Consider the following 25,039-nt stretch of genomic DNA (forward strand, 5'->3'; position numbering starts at 1 on the left):
AGCCTTACGCTCCCACTCTCGGGGCTTCCCGGTCGAAATACTGGATCCGCTTTCCAGGCGGCAGGACGGCGTTCAGGAGCATCTCCAGACGCCGCGGATTCTCCTGGCGCGCGATGGACACGGCGCCAATGGTGTAGAGGGTCTTGACCAGCGCGTCCTCCTCCGCCGCCCGCTCCACCTTGGCGGCGAGCGGGGAGAGGACGACGTTGCCGAGCACGGCCCCGTAGAAGGTCGTCAGCAGCGCCAGCGCCATCGCCGGCCCGATGGCCGACGGGTCGCTCAGGCTGCCCAGCATCTGCACCAGACCGACCAGCGTGCCGATCAGCCCCATCGCCGGCGCCACTTCCGAGGCGCGGCGCAGCACGCCGGCGCTCTTGCCGTGGCCGCCGGCGGTCGCCTCGACCTCGCCGGTCAGCATCCGCTCGATGGCGTCGGGCGGCAGGCCTTCGGTGATCAGGGTGACGCTGCGGTGCAGGAATGGCTCGCCGCGCAGTTCCGGCAGGACGTTGCGCAGGGTCTCCGGCCCGGCCCGGCGGGCGGCCTCGGCCAGCAGGATCACCTGCCGCGCCACGCCCTTGGGATCCAGCGTCTGATGCACCAGCACCGCCGCCGCGTTCTTCCAGGCCACCGCCACGTCGCCCAGCGAGAAGGAGGCGGTGGTGACCGCCAGCGTCCCGCCCAGCACGATCAGCAGCGAGGGCGGATCGAGGAAGGCGCGGGCCGACCCGCCGGTGGTGATGGCGATCACGATCACCGCGGCGGCGGCGGCCAGCCCGACCAGCGTCGCCACGTCCAGTCCGCCGCGCAGCCGCACGCTCCGCCCCGGCGCGGTCGCGCCGGTGGGGGCCTGCTCCGCGGTACGGGCGCCACCGCTGGCGGTGGCCTTCGCGCGGGACGTGGCGCTGTCGGACGAAATCGCCATCAGCCCCGATCCGACTTGATGATTTCCGTCATGGTCACGCCCAGCCGGTCTTCCACCACCACCACCTCGCCGCGGGCGACCAGGCGGTTGTTGACGTAGATGTCGATGGCCTCACCGACCTTGCGGTCCAGCTCCACCACCGCGCCGCGGCCCAGCTTCAGCAGCTGCGCCACCTGCATGGTCGATTTGCCCAGCACCGCGGAGATCTGGACGGGGATGTCGTACACCGCCTCCAGATCCTTGGTGATTCCGGGGCTGGCATAGTCGTCGCCATCGCCACCCTGCAGATCGTTCAGCGAGAAATTGTCGCTCGGCATGTCGGTCTCGGACCTCCTTCATTCCGGACACCCCTTAGACGGGGGCCGGAGCCTCCAGCATGTGCGCGGCGCGGCGTTCGATCTCGGCAAGCAGCTGGGCGGTGTCCCGCTCCATGCCGCCTTCGGCCCATTCGATGCGGCAGCCGCCGGGGGCGACCGACGGATCGCCGATCACCATCAGCTTGGCGCCGAAGCCGCGGGCGCCCACCGTTTCGTCCAGATGGTCGCGCACCAGACCCATCGTGTCCTCCGCCACCCGGATGACCAGCCGCGGCTCGTCGATCAGGTCGGTCAGGCAGGCGCGGACCATGCCCTCGACCTCGACCATGCCGCCGCGCCGCGCCCATTCCGGCAGCAGCTTGCGGACGATGGCCATCGCCAGATGGACCGGCTGCTCGCTGCGCGCGGCGTTGCCGGCCTCGCGCTCCGCCAGCAGCCGTTGCACCCCGTCGGCGATCTGCGCCAGGGCGTTGGCGATGCGGTTGTTCACCGTCGCCTCGATCTCCGCCTTGCCGCGCTCGTAGCCGGTGTTCTGCCCGGCGGCCATGCCGTCGGTGAAGCCCTTGCCGTAGCCCTCGGAGGTCCCCGCCGACTTGCCGGCGGCCATGCCCTCCTCATAGCCCTGGGCGCGGGCGGCGGCCAACTCCTCCTCGCCGAAGGTCGGGGCGGGCGGCAGTTCCGGCTCCGGTTCGGGTTCCGGCTGGGCCGACAGCTCGTCCTCCGGCAGCAGGTCGTCGTCCTCCACATGGGTCATGCGGGGGACGGCGTCCACGTCGAAGGACTCGTCGAAGAGGAATTTGCGCACGCTCATCGCCGCGACCCTCCCTCAAACGCTGTGGAAACGGAGGCCGGCATCGCTCAGCTCTCCTGATACAGCCAGTTGCGCAGGATGGAGACCGCCTCTTCCGGATGCTTGTCGACGATCTCGCCGACCTTGCGCAGGGAGGACGCGCGGACGCGGCCCTCGACCCGGTTGATGTCGATCATCTGCTCCAGCTCCTCGTCGGCCTGCGCCGCTTCCAGCGCCAGATCCTGGGCCAGCGCGCCGGTGGGGGCGGCGAGCGCGGCCGGCATGCCGGCCTGATCGGTCAGCAGGCGGTCCATCTCGTCCTCCTCCTGCATCTCCGCCTTCTCGAAGGCGCGGGAGATCAGCGGGCGGATGACCAGCAGGATGATGAGGACGGCGACGATGCCCAGCACGACCATCTCCGCGATGCGGAACAGGTCGTCCTTGGTCATGCCCATGAACAGCTCTTCCGGCTTCTGGATGTCGTCCTCGGGCGACCAGAAGCGCATGTTCACCACTTCCAGCGAGTCGCCGCGCACGGCGTCCAGCCCGACGGCGGACCGCACCAGCGCCTTGATGCTCTCGATCTCCTGCTCGCTGCGCGGCTGGTAGGTCGGCCCGCCGTCCTTGTTGGTCTGATAGGTGCCGTCGACCAGCACGGCGACTGACATGCGGCGCACCTGTCCCGCCTCGCGGACATGCGACTTGGTGGTCTTGGTGATCTCGTAGTTGATCGTCTCTTCGGCGCGGGACGACTTGTTGGAGGACAGCGGGCTGGCGCTGCTGCTGGCCTGCGCCGTCGGCAGGTTCTGGTCCACCGTCACCGGGGCCAGCGGGTCGCGGTCGCTGCTCTCGTTCGATTCGTTGACGGTCTGCGTCGAGCGGACGACCTGGCTGTCCGGGTCGAAGATCTCCGACTGGGTGGTGATGCGGTCGAAGTCGAGGTCGGCCGACACCTCCGCCCGGACCTTGCCGTAGCCCAGCGTCCGGCCCAGCAGATCCTCGATGGTGCGGGCCATCCGCCCCTCATAGGCCTGCTTCTTCTCCTCGGCGCTCGCCATCATCGCTTCGGCGGTGTCCGTGCCGGTGCCGCGCGCCAGCAGGTTGCCCTTGTCGTCGACGATGGAGATGCGGTTGGGGTCCAGGTTGGGGACGGAGGCGGCGATCAGCTGCTGGATCGCCTGGATGTTCTCGCGGCTCAGCTTGGCGCCGGGGCGCAGCTTCAGGAAGACGCTGGCGGTTGCCGGGTTCTGCTGGCGGGCGAACAGCTCGCGCTTGGGCAGCACCAGATGCACGCGGGCCTGCATGACGCCGTTCAGCGTCTGCACCGTGCGCGCCATCTCGCCTTCCAGCGCGCGCAGGTGGTTGATGTTCTGCATGAAGCTGGTGGCGCCGAACCCCTCGCCCTTGTCGAACAGCTCGTAGCCGACCGACCCGCCCGACGGCAGGCCCTGCGCCGCCATCCGCATGCGCATCGGCCCGACCTGATCGGCCGGGACCATGATCTTGGTGCCGGACTTGTCGACGCTGTAGGGGACCTTGGCCTCGTCCAGCTTCTTGGCGATGGCCGCCGCCTCCGTCTGCTGGAGGTCGGAATAGAGCAGCTCCATCTCCGGCGTGGACAGCCGGGTGGTCAGATAGACGAAGAATCCGATCAGCAGCAGCCCGACCCCGCCGATCGCCGCAAGGCGGGCGGGTCCGAGATTGCGCAAGGTCTGCAGCAGGTTGTTCACGCGCGGTCCCCGATCGGAAGTCTTCCCGGCATACTCTCCACACGTCTCCGTTTCGCGATTGCGAGACGGTTTGTGCAAGTTCCGCGCCGGGCATGCCTATGTCGGGGCATGCTGCGGTGTCTTGATGAAGAGAGGGTTAATCGGCGGCAGTTTTTGCCGGGCGCCCGGCAAATTATGCCTAGTGCCCCGCAAATGTTGCAGCCCTGCGGCGGCCGCGCCACGGTCCCCGCAGCAACCTTGGGTCACAATGCCGCAGCTGGGCTGGGGCGTGAGCGGGGCCGTCTGTCCGGCGCGACTGTGGGTAGGAGGATACCGCCCAATGCGCGAAAAGAGTGCGGTTCTATGACCAACCGGCCGATTTCCGCGAATAATCCACTGTCCAAAAGAGGTATCTGGGCGAGCCGCGGTTGACATCGGCAGGTCGCGGTCATAGCTGAGTTGCATTCAATCCCCGCATTCGGCCGATTCGTCTTTCCCGGCGACGTCACTCCGCAGAATCGGCTGCCGGGAACCAGTACAGGATCGAAGGGGGGAAGAGCCATGAAACGGCGTGGGCGCGAAAAGAAGGAAGGCCTGAACGAGGTCGATGTGTTCGTTGGCCAGCGCCTGCGGGAGCTGCGCATGCTCGCCGGCCTCAGCCAGAGCGACGTCGCCGCGGCGCTGGGTCTGACCTTCCAGCAATTGCAGAAGTACGAGCGCGGCTTCAACCGCGTGTCCTCCAGCCGCCTGTTCAAGCTGGGTCAGTTCTTCCGCGTGCCCGTCTCCGTCTTCTTCGAAGGGCTGGAGAACCGCCAGCAGGCGGGCGAGGGCGGCGAGATGCCGGCGGCCGGCGGCGGCGAGGAGCAGGAGAACACGCTGCAATCGCGCGAGGCGCTGATGCTGGCGCGCTATTTCCAGAGTATCCGCGATCCGCAGATCCGCGCCGCCATCCGCGAGCTTGCCGAGCGTTGCGCCGAGCAGCAGGCCAACGGCGCGTCCGCCTCCGGTGCCGCGCCGGCGCCCAAGCGCGGCCGTGGCCGGCGCGCGGAGCAGGGCGGCCACGCCTGACGCTGACCCGGCCCCCCGGTCTCACGCCGGCTTCAGCCGCCGGTAATGCTCCAGGAAATCGGCCAGCGCTTCCTCCGGGCCGAGCGGCACGATGGTGGCCTCGTCCGGGTCGGGCAGGTCGCGCCAGTTGACGCGGTGCGGCGCGCACAGGTCGCGCAGCTCGGTCGCCAGCGCCCGCTGGTCGGCCAGCTTGACCGCCTTCGGCTCCGGATGGCGGAAGCCGAAACGCAGGGCCAGCGCGCTCTTGATCGGCTCCACCGCCTGCCGGATGGCGTCGCGGCCGATCCGCACCTTCCAGGGCGTCGGCCAGTCGCCGGTGAAGGCCTCCTCGCAGTCATGCATCAGCGCGTCGTAGGCATAGCCCTGCGGCGCCAGCCGGCTGGCCAGGACACAGTGCTGGGCCACGCTGAAGAAGCGCTGGGTGTTGCCGACGAAGCGGCACTGGTAGGCCAGCGGGCGGGCGATGTCCTCGATGTCGAAGGGACCGAAATCCGGCCGCTCCAGATCCACCGTCCGGCCGGAATAGGTGATCATCACCGCCGTCGGCTCGGGCACGTCGAGCAGATCGAACTGGTCGGGATGGGTGATGCGCGGCGACCCGCCGCGCCGCTTCGGCGCTGCTTTCTTCATGCCCCGAGTCTCTAGCAGATCGGTCCCGCGCCGCTCAACCGCGCGTCCGGCGGAGTCACCTCAATCCCCTCCCGCCGGCTCGCGCACCAGGCTGCTGGTGGCGGCGACGGTGGTCTCCAGCAGGGGCAGCAATGCGGCGACCTTCTCCGTGTCGGCCGGGCTGTCGTTGATGGCGCGGGCGATGGCGGCCATGCGCGGGGTGCCGAAATTGGCGGCCAGCCCGGCCAGAGTGTGGGCCGCCTGCTTCAGCTCCTTCGGCCGGCCGGCCTGCAGGGCGGAGCGGATCGCCGTCAGCTCGCGCAACGCCGTCTCCGGCAGCAGCAGCAGCATGCCGTCCAGCGCCTCGCCGCCCAGCGCCAGCCGCAACTCCGCCAGCTTCACCCGGTCGACCAGCGGCAATGCCGAGAACTGGCCGCCCTCCGCCGCCGGACGGCTGGGCATCGGCACGACGCGCCCGTCCTGCGGCCGGGTCGCCAGATCGATCAGCACGGCATCCAGTTGGTCCCAGTCGATCGGCTTGGTCAGATAGGCGTCCAGCCCGGCGGCCAGATGGCCGTCGCGATGCTCCGGCAGGGCGTCGGCCGACAGTCCGACGATGGGGATGCGCGCCACCGGCCCGTCCAACCGGCGGATCGCCCGCGCCGTCGACCGGCCGTCCAGCACCGGCATCTCCATGTCCAGGATCAGCGCGTCGTAATCGGCCGCCGTGACCGCGGCCAGCGCCGCCCGCCCGTCGGCCACCGCGTCGATCTGGTGGCCGATGCGGGTCATCATGGCGACGATCAGCATGCGGTTGATGTCGTTGTCCTCGGCCAGCAGCAGCCGCAGCGGCACCCGCGTCGGCTCCGGCAGGTCGGCAGCCGACAGGGCCGGCCGCGACCCGAGGTCGGCGGCCGGCTGCGCCTCCGCCAGCCGGCTGCGGATCGAGAAGCGGAAGGTGGAGCCGCGGCCGGGCGCGCTGGAGACGGTGATCTCGCCGCCCATCGCCTCCACCAGCCGCTTGCAGATCGCCAGCCCCAGGCCGGTGCCGCCATATTTGCGGCTGGTCGACACGTCGGCCTGGACGAAGGCCTCGAACAGGCGGGCGCGCTGCTCCGCCGTCATGCCGATGCCGTTGTCCTGCACCTCGAACCGCAGGGTGACAGGACCATCCGGCGCGGCGGAGCCCTTTGACAGGTCGGCCGGCGGGTCGGGCGACCACACCGCGATCTCGATGGCGCCGCGGTCGGTGAACTTGATGGCGTTCGACACCAGGTTGAACAGCACCTGCCGCAGCCGGGTCGGGTCGCCGCGGACGTGGCGCGGCGTGTCCTCGGCGATGGAGGCCGACAGGCTCAGCCCCTTGGCCGCAGCCCGCACCAGGAACAGCTGGACCACGTCCTCCACCAGCCGGGGCAGCGAGAAGTCGATCTCCTCCAAGGTCAGCTGCCCCGCCTCGATCTTGGAGAAGTCGAGCACGTCGTTCAGGATCGTCATCAGCGTGTCGGCCGAGGAGCGGAGCGTCTTGACGAATGCCTTCTGCTGGTCGTTCAGCCCGCTGCCCATCAGCAGGTCGCCCATGCCGATCACCGCGGTCATCGGCGTGCGCAGCTCGTGGCTCATCATCGCCAGGAACCGCGACTTGGCGCGGCTGGCGTTCTCCGCCGCGATGCGGGCGGCCTCCGCCTCCTCCCGCGCGCCGTCCAGCTTCTCGGCCAGGGCGAAGGTCTCGGCCGCCAGCTTGGTCAGCTTGTCCTCGGCGGCGCGCAGTTCCTCCTGCGACCGGCGGCTGTGGGTGACGTCGGCGCAGGAGGCGGCGATCCAGCGCGCCCGCCCATCGGACCCTCCCCCTGGCCCCGGCACCGGCTGCAGGTTCAACGCATTCCAGAAGGCGGTGCCGTCCTTGCGGTAATTCAGCACCTCCACCGACAGGGGCCTCGCCTCGGCCAGGGCGGCGCGGATCGCCGCTGCCGTTTCCGGATCGGTGCCCGGCCCCTGCAGGAAGCTGCCGTCCTGGCCGATCACCTCGTCGGCCGCATAGCCGATCATGTCGAGGAAGGCGCGGTTGCAATAGATGATCGGATGATCGGGGAGGGTGGCGTCGGACACGGCGATGCCGCCGCCGCTGGCCTCCACCACGGCGGCGAGCATCGCCGCGTCGGGCGAGCTGCCGAAGGGGGACAGGGAGGATGCGGGCGGCGGGGTCACGGGGGGAGCGGTCCTGATCGGTTCGAATTGGGTCGGTTCCGAAGGGCTGGCCTTGCGGCGATGCCAAGGATAGGACGTTGCGTATCCGATTGCCATTCCCCGACGGCGGGATCCGCGTGTCGCCGACCCAGCATTGATGATTCCGTTAACGACTGCGCAACAATACTTCCAGAAAACTGTGTCGTCCGGCAGCATTGGCAGCGTCCGGGTGAAAACAGGCGGAGCGGAGAGCGTCATGGTGGTGGAGGCAGGCGGACGGACCCGCCAGGTCCGGACGATACAGGATCTCGGCGTGCTTCTGGTCGAGGACGACGATTTCACCCGCAAGCTGATCTACCGGCTGCTGCACGACATCGGGCTGCGGACGGTGTTCGAGGCGGCGGACGGCGTCCAGGCGCTCGACATCCTGCGCAAGAACGGCGAGGACGTCGACGTGGCGATCTGCGACCTGGAAATGCCGCGCATGACCGGGCTGGACCTGCTGCACGCCCTGCGCACCGCCACCGGCAACCCGCTGGCCGACCTGCCGGTGCTGGTGCTGACCGGCCACCGCGAGGCGGATGTGGTGAAGCGCGCCATCGCCTACGGCATCTCCGGCTATCTGGTGAAGCCCGTGTCGAAGGCCGACCTGACCAAGCGCCTGACCTTCGTCATGCAGAAGCGGCAATAGCGGACGGGCGGCGGCAGGGGAAGCTCTCCCGTCCGATTCCCGCCGCGCCTCAACCGGCGCTGGCGCTTTGGCCGCCCTTCCTGTAGAAGGGACGTCATTGCCGCCGCGACGCGAAAGGTCCATGGTTTCCTGCCATCCTTCGCCCGGCCCGCTCCGATCCCGTTTCCGGCATCGGGGAGAGCCGTGAGCAAAGACCGACCTCCCGGGTCGTCCCCCAGGTCGTACGACGCACCCGATCCCAGTGCGGAAGGGAGCTGTGCGCGCGTTTCGGACCTGCTGGACGACTTCCTGACGCGCGGTGCCGAAACCGCCGCCGATGCCGCCCCCGGCGATCCCCGTTCCGACGATCCGGCCGTCCCCTCCCGCATCTCGCTCGGCGAGATCATGGACGCGCTGGGCGACCGTGCCTTCGGCGCGCTGCTGCTGATCCTCTCCATTCCCAACGTGCTGCCGGTCCCCGGCCTGTCGACCGCCACCGGCGTGCCGATGATCCTGCTCGGCGCCCAGATGGCGCTGGGCCGGCATGGCCCCTGGCTGCCGCGCCGCATGCTGGCGGCCAGCTTCGACCGCCGGGCATTCCTGGGCGTGATCCGCCGGGCCAAGCCGTGGGCGGAGCGGGTGGAGCGGCACCTGCGGCCCCGCATGCCGGCGCTGGCCGGTCCCGCCGCCGAACGGCTGCTGGGGCTGGCGGTGATGGTGCTGGCCGGCATCCTGTCCCTTCCCATCGTCTTCGGAAACCAGCCCCCCGCCTTCGCCATCGCGCTGATCGCGCTGGGGCTGATGGAATCCGACGGTGCCTTCGTCTCGGCCGGCCTGATCGCCGGCCTTCTGTCCATCGCCATCGTCGCCGCCGTCCTGCTCGGTCTCGGGCAGGCGGCGGTCGCCGTGGCGCAACAACTGATCGGTTGAGGGAGCGCCCGCAAAGGGCATAAAGCCATGATCTGGGAACTGTTGGTCATCGTCCTGCTGATCCTGCTCAACGCCTTCTTCGCGATGTCGGAGATGGCGCTGGTGTCGGCGCGCCGCGCCCGGCTTCAGCAGATGGCCGAGGAGAAGGGCGGCGCCGGCGCCCGCGCCGCGCTGGAGCTGTCGGAGGACCCGAGCCGCTTTCTGTCCACCGTGCAGGTCGGCATCAGCCTGACCGGCATCATCGCCGGCGCCTATGGCGGCTCCACCCTGGCCGAACGGCTGGGCGGCGTGCTGGACGAGAATGTCGCCTGGATCGCCCCCTATGGCCACACCGTCGCGTTCGCCCTGGTGGTCGCCGCCATCACCTATTTCTCCCTCATCATCGGCGAACTGGTGCCCAAGCGCATCGCCCTGATCTCGTCGGAGCGGATCGCTGTCCTGGTCGCCGCCCCGATGCGGACGGTGTCGCGGCTGTCGGCCCCGGTGGTCTGGCTGCTGGGCGTGTCGAGCGACGCGGTGCTGAAGCTGCTGCGCCTGCCGACCTCGCGCGAGCAGACGGTGACGGAGGAGGAGGTCAAGACCCTGATCGCCGAAGGCACCCAGAGCGGCGTCTTCGAGCCGGCCGAACGCCAGATGATCGAGGGCGTGATGCATCTGTCCGACCGCACGGTGCGGTCGATCATGACGCCGCGCCCCGACCTGATCTGGCTGGACATCGACGACAGTCCGGAAACATTGGCCCGCGAGATCTGCGAAAGCGGCTATTCCCGCTTCCCGGTCTGCCGCGGCGATGTCGACGAGGTGCAGGGCATCGTCGCGACCAAGGCGCTGCTCGACCAGTCGCTGAAGGGGATCACCTTCGACCTGCGCACGGCGATGGTCCAGCCGCTGGTCGTCCATGACGGCACTCCGGTCTTCCGCCTGCTCGACCTGTTCAAGCAGGCCAGCGTCCACATGGCGGTGGTGGTGGACGAATACGGCAGCGTCGAGGGGCTGGTCACCATGACCGACATCCTGGAGGCGATCGCCGGCGAGCTTCCCGACAGCACCCAGGAAGGCGACTCCTCCGCCGTCCAGCGCGAGGACGGCAGCTGGCTGGTCGACGGCATGACCCCGGTCGAGGAGGTCGAGGCGCTGGTCGGCGTGAAGAACATGAAGGGGGAGGGCGATTTCCACACCATCGCCGGCTTCCTGCTCGATCATTTCGGCCACGTTCCGACCGCGGCGGAGCATTTCCACTGGAACGGCATCCGGTTCGAGGTCGTCGACATGGACGGCCGCCGCATCGACAAGGTGCTGATCCAGCTGAACCCCGAGGTTTCGGAGGGGTGAGGGTGACGTTCGAACTGATTGCTCCACCAAACCTTATGCCCCCTCCCCCCGCTTCGCGGGAGAGGGGGTAGGACGCTTGTTCGAGTGAACTGAATCGCGAAGCGGCGGCAGTCCCCTCTCCCGCGAAGCGGGGGAGGGTTAGGGAGGGGGCAAGAGGTTTGAGGGGGCGAGAGAGGCCAAGCCCCCCTCAATGCACCACCATATCCCTGTCCCCGAACGCGCCCCCGAACGCCCCATCATCCGCATTCGTCGTCCGCACCGCCTCGACCAGATCGCGGACTTCCTCCGACAGATCGTCGGCGTCCCAGCCATGGCCGTCGGCGCCGGCCACCACCAGCAGGCGCAGGGTGGTGCGCAGAAGGTCGCCGGCCTTCCAGCCGTTGGACCGCTCCGCCTCGCGCGCCATGTGCAGCAGGCCGGCGGCACAGTTCAGGACCTCCGTGTCGACCTTCATCGGGCGCTCCTCATCGCCCGTAAAGGGCGAAATCTGTTGGTCTGACCAACAATTATCGGAAGGTCGCCTTGGTCTGTCAAATAGGTCCTTCGGAAATGGGGGACAGCATCCGAGCGACCTCGCGTCGCTTCGATCCATAGGCAAGGCGCAAATCACATTGGGTCTTCCGCACCGGCAGGTATCAAACAGGATCCGGCGAATCTCGGATTCCGTGAAGGTCGGGAGACGGATTCTCAAAACCGCCGCCGATGATCGCCGCTGCGGCCAATCGCTCTGTGTTGACATGCTACCTACTAGTTGGTAGGTTCTCGGCATGAACACGCAATCGACCAGAGCCGATGACATTCTCCGCTGTGCGCGTTCACTCATCGTCAGGGGCGGCTACAACAGTTTCAGCTATGCCGACATTTCCAAGGTCGTCGGCATCCGCACAGCGAGCATACATCATCATTTTCCCAGCAAATCGGATCTGGTCCGCGTGCTCGTCGCGCAGTACCGGGAGGAGGCTTCGGCCGGACTGGCCCAACTGGAACAAAATATCCCCGATCCGCTCGACCAACTCCGCGCCTATCTCGGCTATTGGGAGCGGTGTTTCGCCGACATGGCTGCTCCTTTCTGCGTCTGCGCGTTGCTCGCGGGCGAAATCCCGGTTCTGCCCGAAGATGTCGCCGTGGAAGTGCGGGCACATTTCCGCCGGCTTGCCGACTGGTTGACAGGAGTCTTCCAACGCGGCGCCGCACAGGGCCGTCTCCGTCTGTCCGGAACCGCCAGCGCTGACGCCGAGATGTTCATGGCCACCACGCATGGCGCGATGCTGTCGGCCCGCGCCTACGGCGATGCCAAGGCCTTCGGTGCCATAACCCGTCCCCTGCTGGAGCGGATCGCCGCCTGAAAGCGGAGCCTCTCCCCGCGGAGTAAACGCTTGGCCGCAGAGCCTATCAACCAGTAGGTAGGCTATTCCTCCCTTCGGTCGGCTCCCCTCCTGCCGGCTCTCACCGTCCCGTTCCTCCCAAACTGAAAGGAAATCGCTGATGTTCGGAATTTCTCCGATCGGCTGGGCTCATACGCTCGGCAGCCTGCCGGCCATCCCCGTGGCCGCCTATATGTTCGCCCGCCATGGTCGGATCGTGCCCCGCTCCATGCCAGGTGCCGTCTATTTGGCGTCCATGCTGATCGGTTCCTCGACGGTCTTTCTCGCCGCTCACCAGCCGGTCAGCTACGGCATCGGCGCCGTGACGATCCTGCTGCTGCTTGTGGGTTATGCGATCGGATCGGTACCGGCGGCGGGGCGTACGGCCCGCTACATCGAGACCGTCTGCCTCAGCGTGAGCGCCTTCCTGCTGATGGTGCCGACGGTCAGCGAAATCCTGCGCCGGGTTCCGGACGGCCACCCTCTGGTGACGGACTTGAAGTCGCCGCTGCTGCTGGGCGCCCAGGGCGCGTTGGCGGTCATCCTCGTCATCGGCCTGACCGCCCAGATCGTCCACTTGGCACGGCGCCGGCAATAGACTGTCACCACCGGCGGGAGCAACGGTTCAATCCTCCAGCGGCGGGAGTCTGGAAACGAAACGACCCTTGACTCCCTGCGGCCATTGCTTGAACGGAACGATCCCGTCCTCGGTGGCGGCATAGGCGCGGAGATAGGCGGTCAGCGTCTCCACCGTCATCTCGTCCGGGGCGAAGTCGCCCAGCACATAGCTCATCCGCGCGGCGGAGCGCACGGCGACGGCACAAGGGCGCCGGCAGCTCATCAGGCAGCGCATCGGCCGCAGCCGCACCTGCGCGGCCAGATCGGGCGCCTCGGCCAGCGCCCGCTCCATCAGCGCCACCAGTTCCGCCCCCGGCCGGACGGCCTCCGGCGGATCCTCCGGACGGCGGCAGGTCTCACAGACGACAAGCTCGACGGTCATGCTTTGGCTTTCGGAGGTTTTCCGGGTCATGGGGTTCGACAGCTAGAGTGCGGCTCCGGCGCTGTCAACGCGCTTGCACCTTGCCAAGCCCCGCGAAACTTCCGACGATGCGGGCCACCACAGGCGACGGGCGGGAACGGCGGACGGGCATGAGCGCGAGGCAACGGATCGTCCGTGAACGCCGGCAATACAACCAGCTCGCCGCCGACCAGACGCTGGAGGACTACGCGCTCCGCTACACGGCGGAGCGGGCGCGGCGCTGGAGCGCGTGGCGGGTGGCCAACACCGCGCTCGGCGCCATCTCCTTCCTGGCCTGCGAGGCGCTGGGCGCCGCCGTCACCCTGACCTACGGCTTCGAGAACGCGATGGCCGCCATCCTGGCGGTGGCCGTTCTCAGCATCCTGGTCGGGCTGCCGATCACCTACCATGCGGCCAAGGCCGGGGTGGACATCGACCTGCTGGCCCGCGGCGCCGGCTTCGGCTATCTGGGATCCACCATCACCTCGCTGGTCTACGCCTCCTTCACCTTCATCCTGTTCTCGATCGAGGCCAGCATCATGTCGGCCGGGCTGACCATGGTGCTGGGCATTCCCGCCTCGCACGCCCATGTCATCAGCTCGCTGGCGGTGATCCCCATCGCCGTCTACGGCATCCGTTTCATCAGCCGCATGCAATGGGCGACGCAGCCGGTTTGGATCCTGCTGCAATGCGTGCCGCTGGCCTATTTCTTCCTGCTCGACCGCGAAACGCTGGCGCAATGGACCTCGCTGCCCGGTGTCTACGCCCCCGACGGCGGGCTGTCGCTGCTGCCTTTCGGCATGGCCGCCTCGGTCCTGCTGTCGCTGCTGCCGCAGATCGGCGAACAGGTCGACTATCTGCGCTTCCTGCCCTCGCAGTCCCGCATCGGCAAATTGCGCTGGTGGACGGCGATGCTGGCCGGCGGGCCGGGCTGGGTGGTGATCGGCAGCCTGAAGCTGGCGGCGGGGTCGCTGCTGGCCTTTCTCGCCATCAAGCACGGCATGCCGGCGCAGGACGCGGTGCAGCCCAACGGCATGTACCACATGGCCTTCCTCGACGTGTTCGGCTCCCCCATGGCGGCGCTGGCGCTGACCGGCGTCTTCGTCGTGGTCTGCCAGATGAAGATCAATGTCACCAACGCCTATGCCGGCTCCATCGCCTGGTCGAACTTCTTTTCCCGCCTGACCCGCAGCCACCCCGGCCGCGTCGTCTGGCTGGTGTTCAACGTGCTGCTCGCCCTGCTGCTGATGGAGATCGGCATCCTCGGCGTGATCGAGAGCATCCTCGGCCTCTACGCCAACGTCGCGGTCGGCTGGCTGGGGGCGGTCGCCGCCGATCTGGCGGTCAACAAGCCGCTGGGCTTTAGCCCGCCGGGCATCGAGTTCAAGCGCGCCCACCTCTACGACATCAACCCGGTCGGCACCGGCGCCATGGGGCTGTCGGTGCTGTGCTCCACCACCGCCTTCTTCGGGCTTCTCGGCCCGGTGGCCCAGGCGCTGGCCCCCTTCATCGGACTGGTCGTCGCCTTCGCCGCCGCCCCGTTGATCGCCTGGAGGACCGGGGGCCGTTATTACATCGCCCGCAAGTCCGCCCAGCTTCCCGGCGAGGGCGCCACCGTCCGCTGTTCGATCTGCGAGAACCATTTCGAACGGCCGGACATGGCCTTCTGCCCGGCCTACGACGCGCCGATCTGCTCGCTCTGCTGCACGCTGGAGGCGCGCTGCCACGACCTGTGCAAGACCGACAGCCGCTTTGCCGACCAGATCGCCCACAGCCTGCAACGGATCCTGCCCAAACGCATGGCCGCCGGGGTCCACACCCGCACCGGCCATTTCATCGGGGTGATGACGCTGTTCTCGCTGGTGCTGGGCGGGGTGCTGCTGGTCATCGACTTCCAGTATGCCAACGCCGAGGCGGCGGAGCGGGCGGCGATCCACGCCGCGCTGGTCACCGTCTTCGTCTGCCTGTTCATCCTGTCCGGCGTCGCCGCCTGGCTCCTGGTGCTGGCCCATGAAAGCCGCCGCAAGGCGGAGGAGGAGACCGGCCGCCAGACCGCCATGCTGATGGACGAGATCGCCGCCCACGAGCGCACCGACGCCGCGCTCCAGAAGGCCAAGGAGGTGGCGGAGGCCGCCAACGCCGCCAAGAGCCGCTACATCATCGGCGTCAGCCACGAAATCCGCGCGCCCTTGAACGCCATCTCCGGCTATGCCCAGCTTCTGGAAAGCAACAGCACCCAGCGCCCGCAGGACGCCGTCCGCGTCATCCGCCGCAGCGCCGAGCATCTGTCGAACCTGATCGACGGTCTGCTCGACATCTCCAAGATCGAATCGGGCCTGCGCCGGCTCAGCCGCGACAAGGTGCAACTGATCGACTTCCTCGACCAGCTGGCCGACATGTTCCGCATCCAGGCCTCGGCCAAGGGGCTGGAGTTCCGCTATGCCCGCGTGCCGCATCTGCCGGTCTGGGTCCACACCGACAGCAAGATCCTGCGCCAGATCCTGATCAACCTTCTGTCCAACGCGGTGAAATACACCGAGAGCGGCCATGTCGCCCTGACCGTCCGCTACCGCAGCCAGATCGCCGAGTTCGAGATCGCCGACAGCGGCATCGGCATCCGCGCGGAGGACCTCGACCGCGTCTTCGAACCCTTCGAGCGCGGGCGGGGCGCGGCGGTGCGGGCGGTGGCCGGCACCGGGCTCGGCCTGACCATCACGCGGGTGCTGACCCGGATCATGGGCGGCGACATCGCGCTGCGCAGCGAAGCCGGGCGGGGCAGCGTCTTCACCGTCCGCCTGCTTTTGTCGGAGGCGATGCACCGGCCGGGCGAGCAGGTGGAGCGCCGCGCCGTCACTGGCTATGCCGGGCCGCAGATCACCATCCTGCTGGCCGACGACGACCGCGACCACCTGGCGCTGATGACCGACATCCTGCGTCCGTTGGGCTTCGTGCTGTTCACCGCGTCCGACGCCGCCACCTGCCTGGAACTGGCGGCGCAGTGCAAGCCGGACGTCGCCATGCTCGACATCTCGATGCCCGGCGAGAGCGGCTGGGACGTGGCGGAGGAGCTGCGCCGGCAGTTCGCCGACCGCATCCGCATCATCATGGTCTCCGCCAACGCCTACGAAGCGCAGGGACCGGGCGACGGCCGGGCGCCGCATGACGCCTTCGTCGCCAAGCCCATCGAGATCCACGCGCTGCTCGACCGGCTGCAGGCGCTGACCGGCCTGGAATGGATCCACGCCCCGGAAAAGCTGGAAAAAGCCGCGGAACCGCTTGCTCCGCCGCCCGCGCCGGCCGATCAAACGCCCGTACCGTCCAATCAAACGCCGCCCAATCACCCCCCGGAGTCGGCGCTGCGTCATCTCGACGACCTGCGCCAGCTCGGCCGGATCGGCTATATTCGCGGGATCGAGGCCAAGCTGCGCGAGATCGAGGCGGAGGATGCCGCCGCCCTGCCGTTCGTCGAGCGGCTGCGAACGCTGGTGCGCGCCTTCGACCTGAAAGGCTATATGCGTGCGGTGGAAGAGGCGGCGGCGCATCGCGACGCGGCGGCAAAGGGCGACAAGGATCGGGCGGAAGATGATCTGGCGGAAGATGGGGCCGTGACGGGATGAAGCGCCGCGACATGATCCTGGTGGTGGACGACACCCCCGACACGCTGGGATTCCTGACGGAGGCCATCGAGCAGGCCGACCTGACCGTGCTGGTCGCCGTCGACGGCGAGAGCGCGCTGGACCTCGTCGGACAGATCACCCCGGACCTGATCCTGATGGACGCGGTGATGCCCGGCCTCGATGGATTCGAGACCTGCCGGCGGCTGAAGCAGATCCCCCACCTGTCGCATATCCCCGTCATCTTCATGACCGGCCTCAGCGACACCGAGCATGTGGTGAAGGGGCTGGAGGCCGGCGGCGTCGATTACGTCACCAAACCCATCGTGGTGGACGAGCTGATCGCCCGCATCCGCGTCCACCTGACCAACGCCCGCGTCGCCTACGGCGCCCGCGCCGCGCTCGACGCCACCGGCCGTTTCCTGCTGGCGACGGACGGGGAGGGCAGGCTGCTGTGGTGCACCCCGCAGGCGGAGCGGCTGCTCTGCGGCCTGCTGCCCGGCCCCGACGGCGTGCGCCCCGAAGCGGCATCCTCCCTGGCCGCCGGTCTGGTCCGGCTGCGCCAGTCCTCGTCCCCCGGCGCCTCGGCGGAGCCCTTTACGCTGGACCTGCCGGACGGCGAGGGGGTGCGGCGGCTGGAGTTCACCTATCTCAGCCCGGCCAACCCGGACGAATACCTGTTCCGTCTCAGCGAGCCGACGGCCGGCCGGCAGGAGGCAATCCTGCGCGACGCCCTCGGCCTGACCGCCCGCGAGGCGGAGGTTCTGCTGTGGATCGCCAACGGCAAGCCCAACCGCGACATCGGCGAGATCCTGGGCATCAGCCCGCGCACGGTGAACAAGCACCTGGAACAGGTCTTCGCCAAGCTGGGGGTGGAGAACCGCGCCTCCGCCGCCGCGCTCGCCATCCGCACCCTGGCCGCGCGGGCCTGAAGGCGGCGGAGGCAGGCGGCGTTCAGACCTCGACGGTCTGCGGGCCGCCCCGTCCGGCGATGATGTGGTTCATGATGCAGGTCATCACTGGCTCGCCGCGCTGGTTCACCGTGGTGTAGGCCAGCCGCACCGTGCCGCGCCCGCCGCGGCGCGACGGGATGGTCTCCACCACCTCCACCCGGACGCGGATGGTGTCGCCGGGCCGCACCGGGCGCAGCCAGCGCAACTCGTCCATGCCGGAGCCGCCAAGGCTGGTGCCGGTAATGATGCCGGTGTCGCGGATCAGCCGGAAGGTCAGCGACAGGGTGTGGAAGCCGCTGGCGATCAGTCCCTGGAACGGCCCGTCGGCCGCCGCCGCCGCATCCATGTGGAAGGGCTGCGGGTCGAAGCGCAGGGCGAAATCCATGATCTGGCTGTCGGTCAGGGTCGCCCCCTCCGATTCGATCACGTCGCCGATGCGGAAATCCTCGAAATAGCGGCCGGTCATCGTCACGTCTCTCCCTGGTCCCGGTTTGTCCTTGCCGCAGGAGAGTAGCCCGCCCCATCCATCCGGCAAAGGGCAGGGACGGTCTCGGCCGCGGCATAGGCCCTACGGCGTAAACCATTGGCGTAATTCGCAATCCGGTCGTGATGGGGCATGTTCCCGGTCGGATTCCAGACCATCGACGGACGGATGTCACCAAACCCAGCGCAAACCATCGCCACGCCATCGCCATTCCGTTGCGTCGTGTTTTCGGTTGCCGGCCGGGCGCTGGCGCTGCCGGTGGGGTCCGTGCGGCGTTTCCTGCCGTTGCCGCGTCTCGACCGTCTGCCGACGGCGCCGCTGCCGGTCGAGGGCGTGTTCCGCTATCAGGGCGAGGTGGTGCCGGTCCTGCGCCTGGACGTGCTGCTCGATCTGTCCGCCGGGGCGGCCGAGCCGAACCTCTATTCGCCGCTGTTCCTCGTCACCTGGCAGGGACGGCCGGCGGCGCTGCTGGCCGACCGGGTCCATGGCGACACCCTGGTCGATCCCGCCGAGCGCACACCCTCCGACCCGTCGCTGACCTTCAACGGCTGTGCCGCCGGCGCCTTTCCCGACCGTTTGACCGGCCGCGGCGGCACCGTGACCCTGCTCGACCCCGACCGGCTGCTCAGCGAGGCGGAAGCCCGGCTGCTCGACGCTTTCCGTGCGGTGGCGGAGCGCCGGCTGGCGCAGTGGCGGCAGTCTCAGGACGCGGACTCTTCCGCGGACGGTGCCGCATGATGCCGAATGCCGCCGCCGCCGGGATCGAGGCGATCCGCCGCGATCCGAACTTCCCGCGCCTGAAGTCGATGGTGATCGACGCCACCGGCCTTGCCTATTACGCCGACAAGGACGCCGCCTTCGCCGAGCGGATCAACCGCCGGCTGCCCTTCGGCAGCATCGCCACGGTCGGCGGCTATCTCGCCGCGCTGGAGGCGGAGGGCCCGGCCGGCGCCGAGTACCAAGGACTGATCAACGAGCTGGCGGTGGGGGAGACCTTCTTCTTCCGCTACATCGAGCAGTTCGACGCACTGCGCGCCGTCGCCATCCCCGAATGCCTGCGCCGCAATCAGTCGAGCCGCCTGCTGCGGATCTGGAGCGCCGGCTGCTCCATCGGGCCGGAGGCCTACACGCTCGAAATCCTGCTGAAGCAGCATTTCGCTTCCCAGCTGGACGGCTGGCAGGTCCACATCGTCGGCACCGACATCAACGGCGCCTTCCTGGAACAGGCGCGGCGCGGCGCCTATGGCGACTGGGCGGTGCGCGGCCTGTCGCCGGAAACGCTGGATGCCTGCTTCGACCGCCAGGACAAGCTGTGGTCGGTCAAGCCGAAATACCGGCAATGGACCAGCTTCATGCCCTTCAATCTGGTGGACGGGTCGATCCCCTCCTATCCGCACGGGATCGGGCATTTCGACATCATCCTGTGCCGCAACGTCATGATCTATTTCGACGAGGCGACGCGGCACCGGCTGCTGGGCAACCTGCACAAGGCGCTGGCCGATGGCGGCTGGCTGGTGGTCGGCCATGCCGAGGCGGGGCCGCAGATGAACGAGCTGTTCATTCCGGTCTCGGTCCCCGGCGCCACCCTCTACCGCAAGCAGGCCGAACCGGCGGCCCCGGCCATGGCGGATCGCGGCACGCCCCCCCGCCCGGCAGCGGCGCCGGCCCCCCTGCTCAAATCCCGCCGCGCGGCCGCTCCGGCGCCGGACGCCGCACCCGATCCGGCCCTCCGCCCCGCTCCCCGCGCGCGCAAAGTAACACCGGCGGCGACGCCTCCCGCCGCGCCGACCCCGCCGGACACCGCCGAGACCAACGAGCGCTCGACCGTTCTGGAAGCCTGTCTGGCCCGGGTGGAGGCCAACCGGCTCGACCCCGGCGCCCATTACCAGCTCGGGCTGGTGGAGGAGGAACTGGGCGTCGGCGACCCGGTGGCGGCCTTCAAGCGCGCGCTGTATCTCGACCCGCGCTTCGTCCTGGCCGATTATCATCTGGCGCTGGCCTATTGGCGGCGCGGCCGGCTGGTTCCGGCGCAGCGCCATTTCCGCAATGCGCGCGAGGCGTTGGAAATCCGTCCCGACGACGAGGCGGTGGCGGAGGGCGGCGGCCTGACCGTGCAGGAGCTGCGCGGCATGCTGGACCTCTGGCTGACCGGTGAGGAGGGATGATGGACGACACGCTCGCCGGGGCAGGGGCGGCCAATGGAATGGGTGTGGGAGCGGGCGCCGCACCGCTGATCGCCGCCCTCGAAAGCGCCTCCCCCGAGCGCGCCGCCGCCCGTGCGGCAATCGACTGGGACGATGTGCACAGGAAGCTGGCCCGCCGCAACGCCGACCTGGAGGCGACCTTCGCCGGGCGCGGCCCCTGGGCCGACGCGGTGCTGGCCCGCCGGGCCGAGGATCTGGCCGAAATCCCGCAGATCCACGAGGAGGAGAGCGCCGGCATCCCGATGCTGGTCGCCCGCGGGGACGAAACGCTCTATGGGCTGGAACTGCGCCATCTCGGCCATATCGTGCCGATGCCGCGGCTGGCCCGCGTGCCGGGGGCGCCGCCCGCCGTGCTGGGGGTGATCGCCGTCGCCGGCCGGGTGATGCGGCTGTTCGACCTCGACCGGCTGTGCAATGGCCCGTTGGCCAGTGTATCCGCCGCTCTCGCCAGGGGCGATGCCGGGGCCGACCCGTCCGGCTACGCCATCGTGCTGCGCACCGGCGCCGGCCGCCCGGCGGCCTTGCGCGTGCGCGAGGTGGAGCGGGTCGCCGACATCGTGCCGCCGCGGGGATCCGCCCCGGCGGAGGCCGGCCCGCTGGTCAGGGCCATCGCCGCCGACCGCATGGCGATCCTCGACATGGCGGCACTGCTCGACCTCGTGAAGACCTGACAACGACCGATCCACCTGAAGAGCCGTCCGGGGCTGGAGTCCAAGAATGAACATGAAAGTCGCGCACAAGCTGGTCCTGGGATTCGGCGTGGTCTGCGTCCTGACGGCGCTGCTGGCGCTCTATCAGATGTCGCGCTTCTCCGATGCGCTGGACGTCATCATGGCGGTGTCGACCTACGACAACGAAGCCGCCGACATGGTGACGGATGTCGGCAATATGCAGGCGGAGCTGCGCAGCACGCGCGAGACGGCGCTGAACGCCGTGTCCGTCGCCAATGCCGAAGGGCGGGTCGCCGAGATCCCCGCCCTGCTGGCGCCGCTGCACCGTCATTACGACGAGGTCGGCGTCCAGCTGCGCGACCGGCTGGGTCAGCTGCGGGCGATGGTGGCGGAGCGGGCCTCGACCGGCGTGACCGACAGCCGCCGCCGCGGCTGGGTCGAGCTGGACACCGCGGTCAACGAGATGAGCCGCGCCATCACCCTGGTCGGCGACGAGGCGCGGACGATCTACACCATGCTGGAGCGCAACCAGATCGCCGAGGCGCTGCTGCGCCGCCAGCGGGTGGATGAACTGCGCAAGAACATGGAGGCGCGCATCGCCCAGGCCCAGACCGCCATCGACCATCTGACCCAGGCCGGCCGGGCCGACATCCGGTCGATCTACAACTCCGCCATCCAGTCCTCGGTCATCGCGCTGGTCGTCGTCTTCCTGATCGCGGTGGGAGTGGCCTATCTGATCGGCAGCTCCATCACCCGCCGGCTCGGCCGCGCCATCGACTTCGTCACCAAGGTCGGCCATGGCGATCTGACCCAGGAGATCGCCATCGCCGGCAAGGACGAGCTGGCTATCCTCGGCCAGCATCTGAACGAAATGGCCGGCCGGCTGAAGTCGATGGCCCGCACCACGCGCGAGACGGCGGAGAGCGTCCACGCCGCCACCGCCCAGATCCGCGCCTCGACCCAGCAGCAGTCGGCCAGCGTCGCCGAACAGCTGGCGGCGGTGGAACAGACCACGGCGACCCTGTCGGAGATCACCGAATCCGGCGCCCAGATCAACCGCCGCGCCCAGGACGTCTCGCACGGCGCCCAGACCGTGGCGTCCTCCAGCCATTCCGGCATGAAGGCCGTGGACGACACCATCCAGGCGATGGACGCCATCCGCGAGCAGGCGGAGGCGGTGGCCGAGAACATCGTCATGCTGTCCGAGCGCACCCAGGCGATCGGCGAGATCATCGTGACGGTCAACGACATCGCCGAGCGCTGCCACCTGCTGGCGCTGAACGCCGCCATCGAGGCGGCGGCGGCGGGTGAGCATGGCCGCACCTTCTCCATCGTGGCGGGCGAGATCAAGAGCCTCGCCGACCAGTCGAAGGAGGCGACCGCCCAGGTCCGCTCCAACCTGTCGGAGATCCAGCACGGCATCAACGCCTCGGTCATGCTGACGGAGGAGGCGGTGAAGCGCGTCGCCGCCGGCAAGCGCCAGACCGACGCCACCCAATCGACCATCCGCACCATGGCGGAGAACATCCAGGAGAGCGTGCTGGCCTTCCAGCAGATCGTCGCCGGCACCAACCAGCAGCAGATCGGCCTGGAGCAGGTGATCCAGGCGCTGCAGAACATCCGCGAAGCCAGCAGCCAGACGGCAGCCGGCACCCGCCAGCTGGAAGGCGCCGCCGCCAACCTGAACAACCTCGGCCAGGGCCTGGTCGAGGCGGTGCGGAACTACCGGGTGTGACGATGCGGCGCCGAAACCATCCTATCCCTCTCTCCCGCCCCAAATCTCCCTCTCCCCCCCGGGGAGAGGGGCGGGGTGAGGGGGATGCACCGCGTGCCTTCCCGGAAATGCCGCCACGCTTCCCCCTCACCCTAACCCTCTCCCCGGGGGGGAGAGGGGACCGGCGTCGGGCGTGAGAGGACCCTGATGGACATCCGCCAGCGCCTGCTCGCCGCCTTCGACCTGGAGCACAAGGACCATCTCGCCGCGATCCGCAACGCGCTCCGCGATGCGGAGGCGACGGGCGAGGCGCCCGACCTCGTCGACATCCACCGGCGCGCCCACAGCCTGAAGGGCGCCGCCCGCGCCGTCGACCTGCCGGAGGTGGAAGCGATCTCCCACCGGCTGGAAGCCGCCTTCATCGCCGTGCAGAAGGGCGAGATCCCGCTCGACGCCGCCAATGTCGGCGTGTTCCGCCGCGCGCTGGACGCCATCGAGGATCTGGTCGCCTGGTCGCTCCAGGGCGGCGGCGAGGTGGAGACGGCCGGTGTGCTCGCCGACCTCGACGCGCTGGCCGGCGGCCGGAACGGCGGCCCCGCTCCGGTTCCGGTCCCCGCCACGGCAATGCCTGCCCGCGCTGTTGCGAACCGTCCTCCCCGCCAACGCGAACCCGCCGGTGACGCCGACTCCGCCGCCCTCGTCCGCATCGCCGCCCAGGGGCTGGAGCGCCTGTCGGAAACCGCCTCGGCCCTGCTGCCGGAGGTGGAGGCGCAGGCCGGCCTCGGCGAGCAGCTCCGCGCGATGCGGCAGGAATGGCGGGCGCTCGACCGCGCATGGCGGCATCTGCGCGTGCAGCTCGGCCGCGGCGCCCGGACAGAGGATGGAGGAACCGACGCGCTCGACGGCCGCGGTGCGCTGCCCGCCCTGATGGCCTTCGAACGCCGCTTCCGCGCGCTCGGCGGCGCGCTCGACAGCGCGCACCGCAGCCATGACCGGCTCTTGTGGTCGATGCGGCGCTGGGGCGGCGGCTTCCAGCAGGACATGCGGCGCCTGCGCATGCTGCCGGCGGAAAACCAGCTGAGCGGCCTCGGCCGCATGATCCGCGACATCAGCCGGGCCGAGGGCAAGGAGGTCGAGGTCGACGTCCGCGGCCTGGAGGTGGAGGCCGACCGCAATGTCCTGCAGCGGCTGAAGGACCCCATTCTGCACATCGCCCGCAACGCCATCAGCCACGGCATCGAAACCCCGGCGGAACGGCTGGCGCTGGGCAAGCGGCCGGCGGCGCGCGTCACCATCGCCGCCTCGGTGGAGGGCGCGCGCCTGCGCCTGCGCATCGAGGACGACGGCCGCGGGTTGGACCGCGCGGCGATCCTGCGCAAGGCGGCGGAACGCGGCCTGATCGACGCCGACGAGCTGTCCGGGGCCGACGAGATGCCGCTGGAGCGGCTGACCGAGTTCCTGTTCCACCCCGGCTTCTCCACCGCGTCGCGCACCACCGAACTGGCGGGGCGCGGCATGGGGCTGGCCATCGCGCGGCGGGAGGTGGAGCGGCTGCAGGGCAACCTGACCATCGCCGACCGGCCGGAGGGCGGCGCCGCCGTCACCATCGAGGTGCCGCTGAGCCTGCTCAGCCAGCGTCTGGTCTTCGTCGCCGTGCAGGACCAGATCCTGGCGATCCCGTCGGCCGACGTGGTCCGGCTGCGCACCGCCACCGTCGAGGCGCTGTTCTCCGGCGTCGGCACCCCGATGATCCGCATCGGCGAGGAGGAGACGCCCGTCACCTCGCTCGCCGCCCTGCTGGGCATGGAGGCGCCGGTGGTGCCGACCGCCGAACGCTCGCTGTCGCTTGTGGTGGTGCGGGCGGCGGACCGCCGGCTGGCGCTGGCGGTCGACCGCTTCGTCGCGACGCGCGAAACGGTGGTGACGGCGGCGGAGGAGACCGGGCTCGACAGCGGGCGCTATCTCGGCACCGTGCTGATGGACGACGGCGGGCCGGCGCTGGTGCTGAACATCTCCGGCCTGATGCCTCTGCCCGGCAGCGTATTGCCGCCGCCGGCACGACCGGCGGAAGAGGTTACCCCCGCCCGGGCGCATATCCTGGTCGTCGATGACAGCATCACCACCCGCACGCTGGAAAAGAGCATCCTCGAAGCCCATGGTTATCGGGTGACGCTGTGCGTGGACGGGCGCGAGGCCCTGGAGCGCCTTTCCGAAGGGATGGAGGTTGGCCTGATCATCAGCGACGTCGAGATGCCCAGGATGGACGGATTCGCCCTGCTGCAGGCGGTGAAGGCCGACAAGCGGCTGGAGGAGATCCCGGTGATCCTCGTCACCTCGCGCGCCAGCGACGAGGACCGCGAGCGCGGCCTGCGGCTGGGGGCGGACGCCTACATCGTCAAGACGCGCTTCGACCAGAACGAGCTTCTGGCCGGCATCCGGCGGCTGCTGTGAGCGGGGCGTCGCACTCCGGATCTCCCACCGTC

The 25,039-nt window shown here is 69.3% G+C and carries 22 protein-coding genes; 13 read left to right on the forward strand and 9 right to left on the reverse strand.

Annotated features, from left to right (window positions below; all coding sequences use genetic code 11):
* Window positions 1–4 precede the first annotated feature (4 nt).
* Genes B9N97_RS03295 through fliF form a run of 4 tightly spaced genes read right to left on the reverse strand, consistent with a single transcriptional unit; the run spans window position 5 to window position 3,759 of the window.
* A complete protein-coding gene (locus B9N97_RS03295) occupies window positions 5–922 on the reverse strand; it encodes a motility protein A (protein WP_085083372.1) in 918 nt (305 codons plus the stop codon).
* A complete protein-coding gene (gene fliN, locus B9N97_RS03300) occupies window positions 922–1,239 on the reverse strand; it encodes a flagellar motor switch protein FliN (protein ID WP_085083374.1) in 318 nt (105 codons plus the stop codon). The genes B9N97_RS03295 and fliN overlap by 1 nt, the downstream gene beginning before the upstream one ends.
* Before the next feature lie 34 nt (window positions 1,240–1,273).
* Window positions 1,274–2,050, reverse strand: coding sequence for a FliH/SctL family protein (locus B9N97_RS03305; RefSeq protein WP_085083376.1), 777 nt, complete (start codon window positions 2,048–2,050; stop codon window positions 1,274–1,276).
* Between the two features lie 47 nt (window positions 2,051–2,097).
* Window positions 2,098–3,759, reverse strand: coding sequence for a flagellar basal-body MS-ring/collar protein FliF (gene fliF, locus B9N97_RS03310; protein ID WP_085083378.1), 1,662 nt, complete (start codon window positions 3,757–3,759; stop codon window positions 2,098–2,100).
* 540 nt (window positions 3,760–4,299) lie between these two features.
* Here fliF and B9N97_RS03315 point away from each other — a divergent pair.
* Window positions 4,300–4,806, forward strand: coding sequence for a helix-turn-helix domain-containing protein (locus B9N97_RS03315; protein ID WP_085083380.1), 507 nt, complete (start codon window positions 4,300–4,302; stop codon window positions 4,804–4,806).
* A gap of 21 nt (window positions 4,807–4,827) precedes the next feature.
* Here B9N97_RS03315 and B9N97_RS03320 read toward each other — a convergent pair whose 3' ends face one another.
* The gene (locus B9N97_RS03320) at window positions 4,828–5,436 is read right to left on the reverse strand and encodes a transcriptional regulator (protein WP_085083382.1); all 609 of its coding nucleotides are present in this window, start codon (window positions 5,434–5,436) and stop codon (window positions 4,828–4,830) included.
* 60 nt (window positions 5,437–5,496) lie between these two features.
* On the reverse strand, window positions 5,497–7,623 hold the full coding sequence (locus B9N97_RS03325) for an ATP-binding protein (protein ID WP_244560533.1): 2,127 nt from the start codon (window positions 7,621–7,623) through the stop codon (window positions 5,497–5,499).
* A gap of 235 nt (window positions 7,624–7,858) precedes the next feature.
* On the opposite strand from B9N97_RS03325, the gene B9N97_RS03330 reads away from it, so the two are divergent.
* From B9N97_RS03330 to B9N97_RS03340, 3 genes are all read left to right on the forward strand, one after another.
* A complete protein-coding gene (locus B9N97_RS03330) occupies window positions 7,859–8,293 on the forward strand; it encodes a response regulator (RefSeq protein WP_085083386.1) in 435 nt (144 codons plus the stop codon).
* Between the two features lie 183 nt (window positions 8,294–8,476).
* Window positions 8,477–9,202 (forward strand): exopolysaccharide biosynthesis protein, encoded by a 726-nt coding sequence (locus tag B9N97_RS03335; protein WP_085083388.1) that lies wholly within the window; start codon window positions 8,477–8,479, stop codon window positions 9,200–9,202.
* Between the two features lie 27 nt (window positions 9,203–9,229).
* Window positions 9,230–10,534: a hemolysin family protein gene (locus tag B9N97_RS03340; protein WP_085083390.1), complete on the forward strand. Its 1,305-nt coding sequence runs from the start codon at window positions 9,230–9,232 to the stop codon at window positions 10,532–10,534.
* A gap of 187 nt (window positions 10,535–10,721) precedes the next feature.
* On the opposite strand, the gene B9N97_RS03345 is transcribed toward B9N97_RS03340, so the two are convergent.
* Window positions 10,722–10,988 carry a hypothetical protein gene (locus B9N97_RS03345; protein ID WP_085083392.1) on the reverse strand — a complete coding sequence of 89 codons (267 nt, stop codon included), beginning with the start codon at window positions 10,986–10,988 and terminating at the stop codon, window positions 10,722–10,724.
* 313 nt (window positions 10,989–11,301) lie between these two features.
* Here B9N97_RS03345 and B9N97_RS03350 point away from each other — a divergent pair, with 313 nt between their 5' ends.
* Both B9N97_RS03350 and B9N97_RS03355 read left to right on the forward strand, forming a co-directional pair.
* The gene (locus B9N97_RS03350) at window positions 11,302–11,880 is read left to right on the forward strand and encodes a TetR/AcrR family transcriptional regulator (RefSeq protein ID WP_085083394.1); all 579 of its coding nucleotides are present in this window, start codon (window positions 11,302–11,304) and stop codon (window positions 11,878–11,880) included.
* A gap of 139 nt (window positions 11,881–12,019) precedes the next feature.
* Window positions 12,020–12,496 carry a hypothetical protein gene (locus B9N97_RS03355; protein WP_085083396.1) on the forward strand — a complete coding sequence of 159 codons (477 nt, stop codon included), beginning with the start codon at window positions 12,020–12,022 and terminating at the stop codon, window positions 12,494–12,496.
* 27 nt (window positions 12,497–12,523) lie between these two features.
* Here B9N97_RS03355 and B9N97_RS03360 read toward each other — a convergent pair whose 3' ends face one another.
* On the reverse strand, window positions 12,524–12,898 hold the full coding sequence (locus B9N97_RS03360; protein ID WP_085083398.1) for a DUF1636 domain-containing protein: 375 nt from the start codon (window positions 12,896–12,898) through the stop codon (window positions 12,524–12,526).
* A gap of 149 nt (window positions 12,899–13,047) precedes the next feature.
* Here B9N97_RS03360 and B9N97_RS03365 point away from each other — a divergent pair, with 149 nt between their 5' ends.
* The gene (locus tag B9N97_RS03365) at window positions 13,048–16,533 is read left to right on the forward strand and encodes a hybrid sensor histidine kinase/response regulator (RefSeq protein WP_085083400.1); all 3,486 of its coding nucleotides are present in this window, start codon (window positions 13,048–13,050) and stop codon (window positions 16,531–16,533) included.
* Window positions 16,530–17,462: a response regulator gene (locus B9N97_RS03370; RefSeq protein WP_085083402.1), complete on the forward strand. Its 933-nt coding sequence runs from the start codon at window positions 16,530–16,532 to the stop codon at window positions 17,460–17,462. The genes B9N97_RS03365 and B9N97_RS03370 overlap by 4 nt, the downstream gene beginning before the upstream one ends.
* A gap of 22 nt (window positions 17,463–17,484) precedes the next feature.
* On the opposite strand, the gene B9N97_RS03375 is transcribed toward B9N97_RS03370, so the two are convergent.
* Complete coding sequence (locus B9N97_RS03375; RefSeq protein ID WP_085083404.1) at window positions 17,485–17,949, reverse strand: MaoC family dehydratase; 465 nt, start codon at window positions 17,947–17,949, stop codon at window positions 17,485–17,487.
* 240 nt (window positions 17,950–18,189) lie between these two features.
* Between B9N97_RS03375 and B9N97_RS03380 the strand changes: the two genes are divergently transcribed.
* From B9N97_RS03380 to B9N97_RS03400, 5 genes are all read left to right on the forward strand, one after another.
* Window positions 18,190–18,705, forward strand: a complete 516-nt coding sequence (locus B9N97_RS03380) for a chemotaxis protein CheW (RefSeq protein ID WP_244560534.1) — start codon at window positions 18,190–18,192, stop codon at window positions 18,703–18,705.
* Entirely contained in the window at window positions 18,702–20,132 is a 1,431-nt protein-coding gene (locus B9N97_RS03385; protein ID WP_085083408.1) for a CheR family methyltransferase, read from the forward strand. The genes B9N97_RS03380 and B9N97_RS03385 overlap by 4 nt, the downstream gene beginning before the upstream one ends.
* Complete coding sequence (locus B9N97_RS03390; RefSeq protein ID WP_244560535.1) at window positions 20,129–20,842, forward strand: chemotaxis protein CheW; 714 nt, start codon at window positions 20,129–20,131, stop codon at window positions 20,840–20,842. The genes B9N97_RS03385 and B9N97_RS03390 overlap by 4 nt, the downstream gene beginning before the upstream one ends.
* Before the next feature lie 46 nt (window positions 20,843–20,888).
* On the forward strand, window positions 20,889–22,577 hold the full coding sequence (locus B9N97_RS03395; RefSeq protein ID WP_085083412.1) for a methyl-accepting chemotaxis protein: 1,689 nt from the start codon (window positions 20,889–20,891) through the stop codon (window positions 22,575–22,577).
* A gap of 186 nt (window positions 22,578–22,763) precedes the next feature.
* Window positions 22,764–25,007: a hybrid sensor histidine kinase/response regulator gene (locus B9N97_RS03400; protein WP_085083413.1), complete on the forward strand. Its 2,244-nt coding sequence runs from the start codon at window positions 22,764–22,766 to the stop codon at window positions 25,005–25,007.
* Window positions 25,008–25,039 lie beyond the last annotated feature (32 nt).

This window comes from Azospirillum oryzae, assembly GCF_900177515.1.
GTDB lineage: Bacteria > Pseudomonadota > Alphaproteobacteria > Azospirillales > Azospirillaceae > Azospirillum > Azospirillum oryzae_A.

Excerpts from the sequence above, each read along its gene's own strand:
- B9N97_RS03390 (WP_244560535.1), top strand. The coding sequence starts at position 20,129 with ATGATGGACGACACGCTCGCCGGGGCAGGGGCGGCCAATGGAATGGGT.
- fliN (WP_085083374.1), bottom strand. The coding sequence starts at position 1,239 with ATGCCGAGCGACAATTTCTCGCTGAACGATCTGCAGGGTGGCGATGGC.
- B9N97_RS03365 (WP_085083400.1), top strand. The coding sequence starts at position 13,048 with ATGAGCGCGAGGCAACGGATCGTCCGTGAACGCCGGCAATACAACCAG.
- B9N97_RS03355 (WP_085083396.1), top strand. The coding sequence starts at position 12,020 with ATGTTCGGAATTTCTCCGATCGGCTGGGCTCATACGCTCGGCAGCCTG.
- B9N97_RS03345 (WP_085083392.1), bottom strand. The coding sequence starts at position 10,988 with ATGAAGGTCGACACGGAGGTCCTGAACTGTGCCGCCGGCCTGCTGCAC.
- B9N97_RS03400 (WP_085083413.1), top strand. The coding sequence starts at position 22,764 with ATGGACATCCGCCAGCGCCTGCTCGCCGCCTTCGACCTGGAGCACAAG.
- B9N97_RS03330 (WP_085083386.1), top strand. The coding sequence starts at position 7,859 with ATGGTGGTGGAGGCAGGCGGACGGACCCGCCAGGTCCGGACGATACAG.
- B9N97_RS03375 (WP_085083404.1), bottom strand. The coding sequence starts at position 17,949 with ATGACCGGCCGCTATTTCGAGGATTTCCGCATCGGCGACGTGATCGAA.
- B9N97_RS03295 (WP_085083372.1), bottom strand. The coding sequence starts at position 922 with ATGGCGATTTCGTCCGACAGCGCCACGTCCCGCGCGAAGGCCACCGCC.
- B9N97_RS03370 (WP_085083402.1), top strand. The coding sequence starts at position 16,530 with ATGAAGCGCCGCGACATGATCCTGGTGGTGGACGACACCCCCGACACG.
- B9N97_RS03305 (WP_085083376.1), bottom strand. The coding sequence starts at position 2,050 with ATGAGCGTGCGCAAATTCCTCTTCGACGAGTCCTTCGACGTGGACGCC.
- B9N97_RS03340 (WP_085083390.1), top strand. The coding sequence starts at position 9,230 with ATGATCTGGGAACTGTTGGTCATCGTCCTGCTGATCCTGCTCAACGCC.
- B9N97_RS03360 (WP_085083398.1), bottom strand. The coding sequence starts at position 12,898 with ATGACCGTCGAGCTTGTCGTCTGTGAGACCTGCCGCCGTCCGGAGGAT.
- B9N97_RS03315 (WP_085083380.1), top strand. The coding sequence starts at position 4,300 with ATGAAACGGCGTGGGCGCGAAAAGAAGGAAGGCCTGAACGAGGTCGAT.
- B9N97_RS03385 (WP_085083408.1), top strand. The coding sequence starts at position 18,702 with ATGATGCCGAATGCCGCCGCCGCCGGGATCGAGGCGATCCGCCGCGAT.
- B9N97_RS03395 (WP_085083412.1), top strand. The coding sequence starts at position 20,889 with ATGAACATGAAAGTCGCGCACAAGCTGGTCCTGGGATTCGGCGTGGTC.
- B9N97_RS03320 (WP_085083382.1), bottom strand. The coding sequence starts at position 5,436 with ATGAAGAAAGCAGCGCCGAAGCGGCGCGGCGGGTCGCCGCGCATCACC.
- B9N97_RS03350 (WP_085083394.1), top strand. The coding sequence starts at position 11,302 with ATGAACACGCAATCGACCAGAGCCGATGACATTCTCCGCTGTGCGCGT.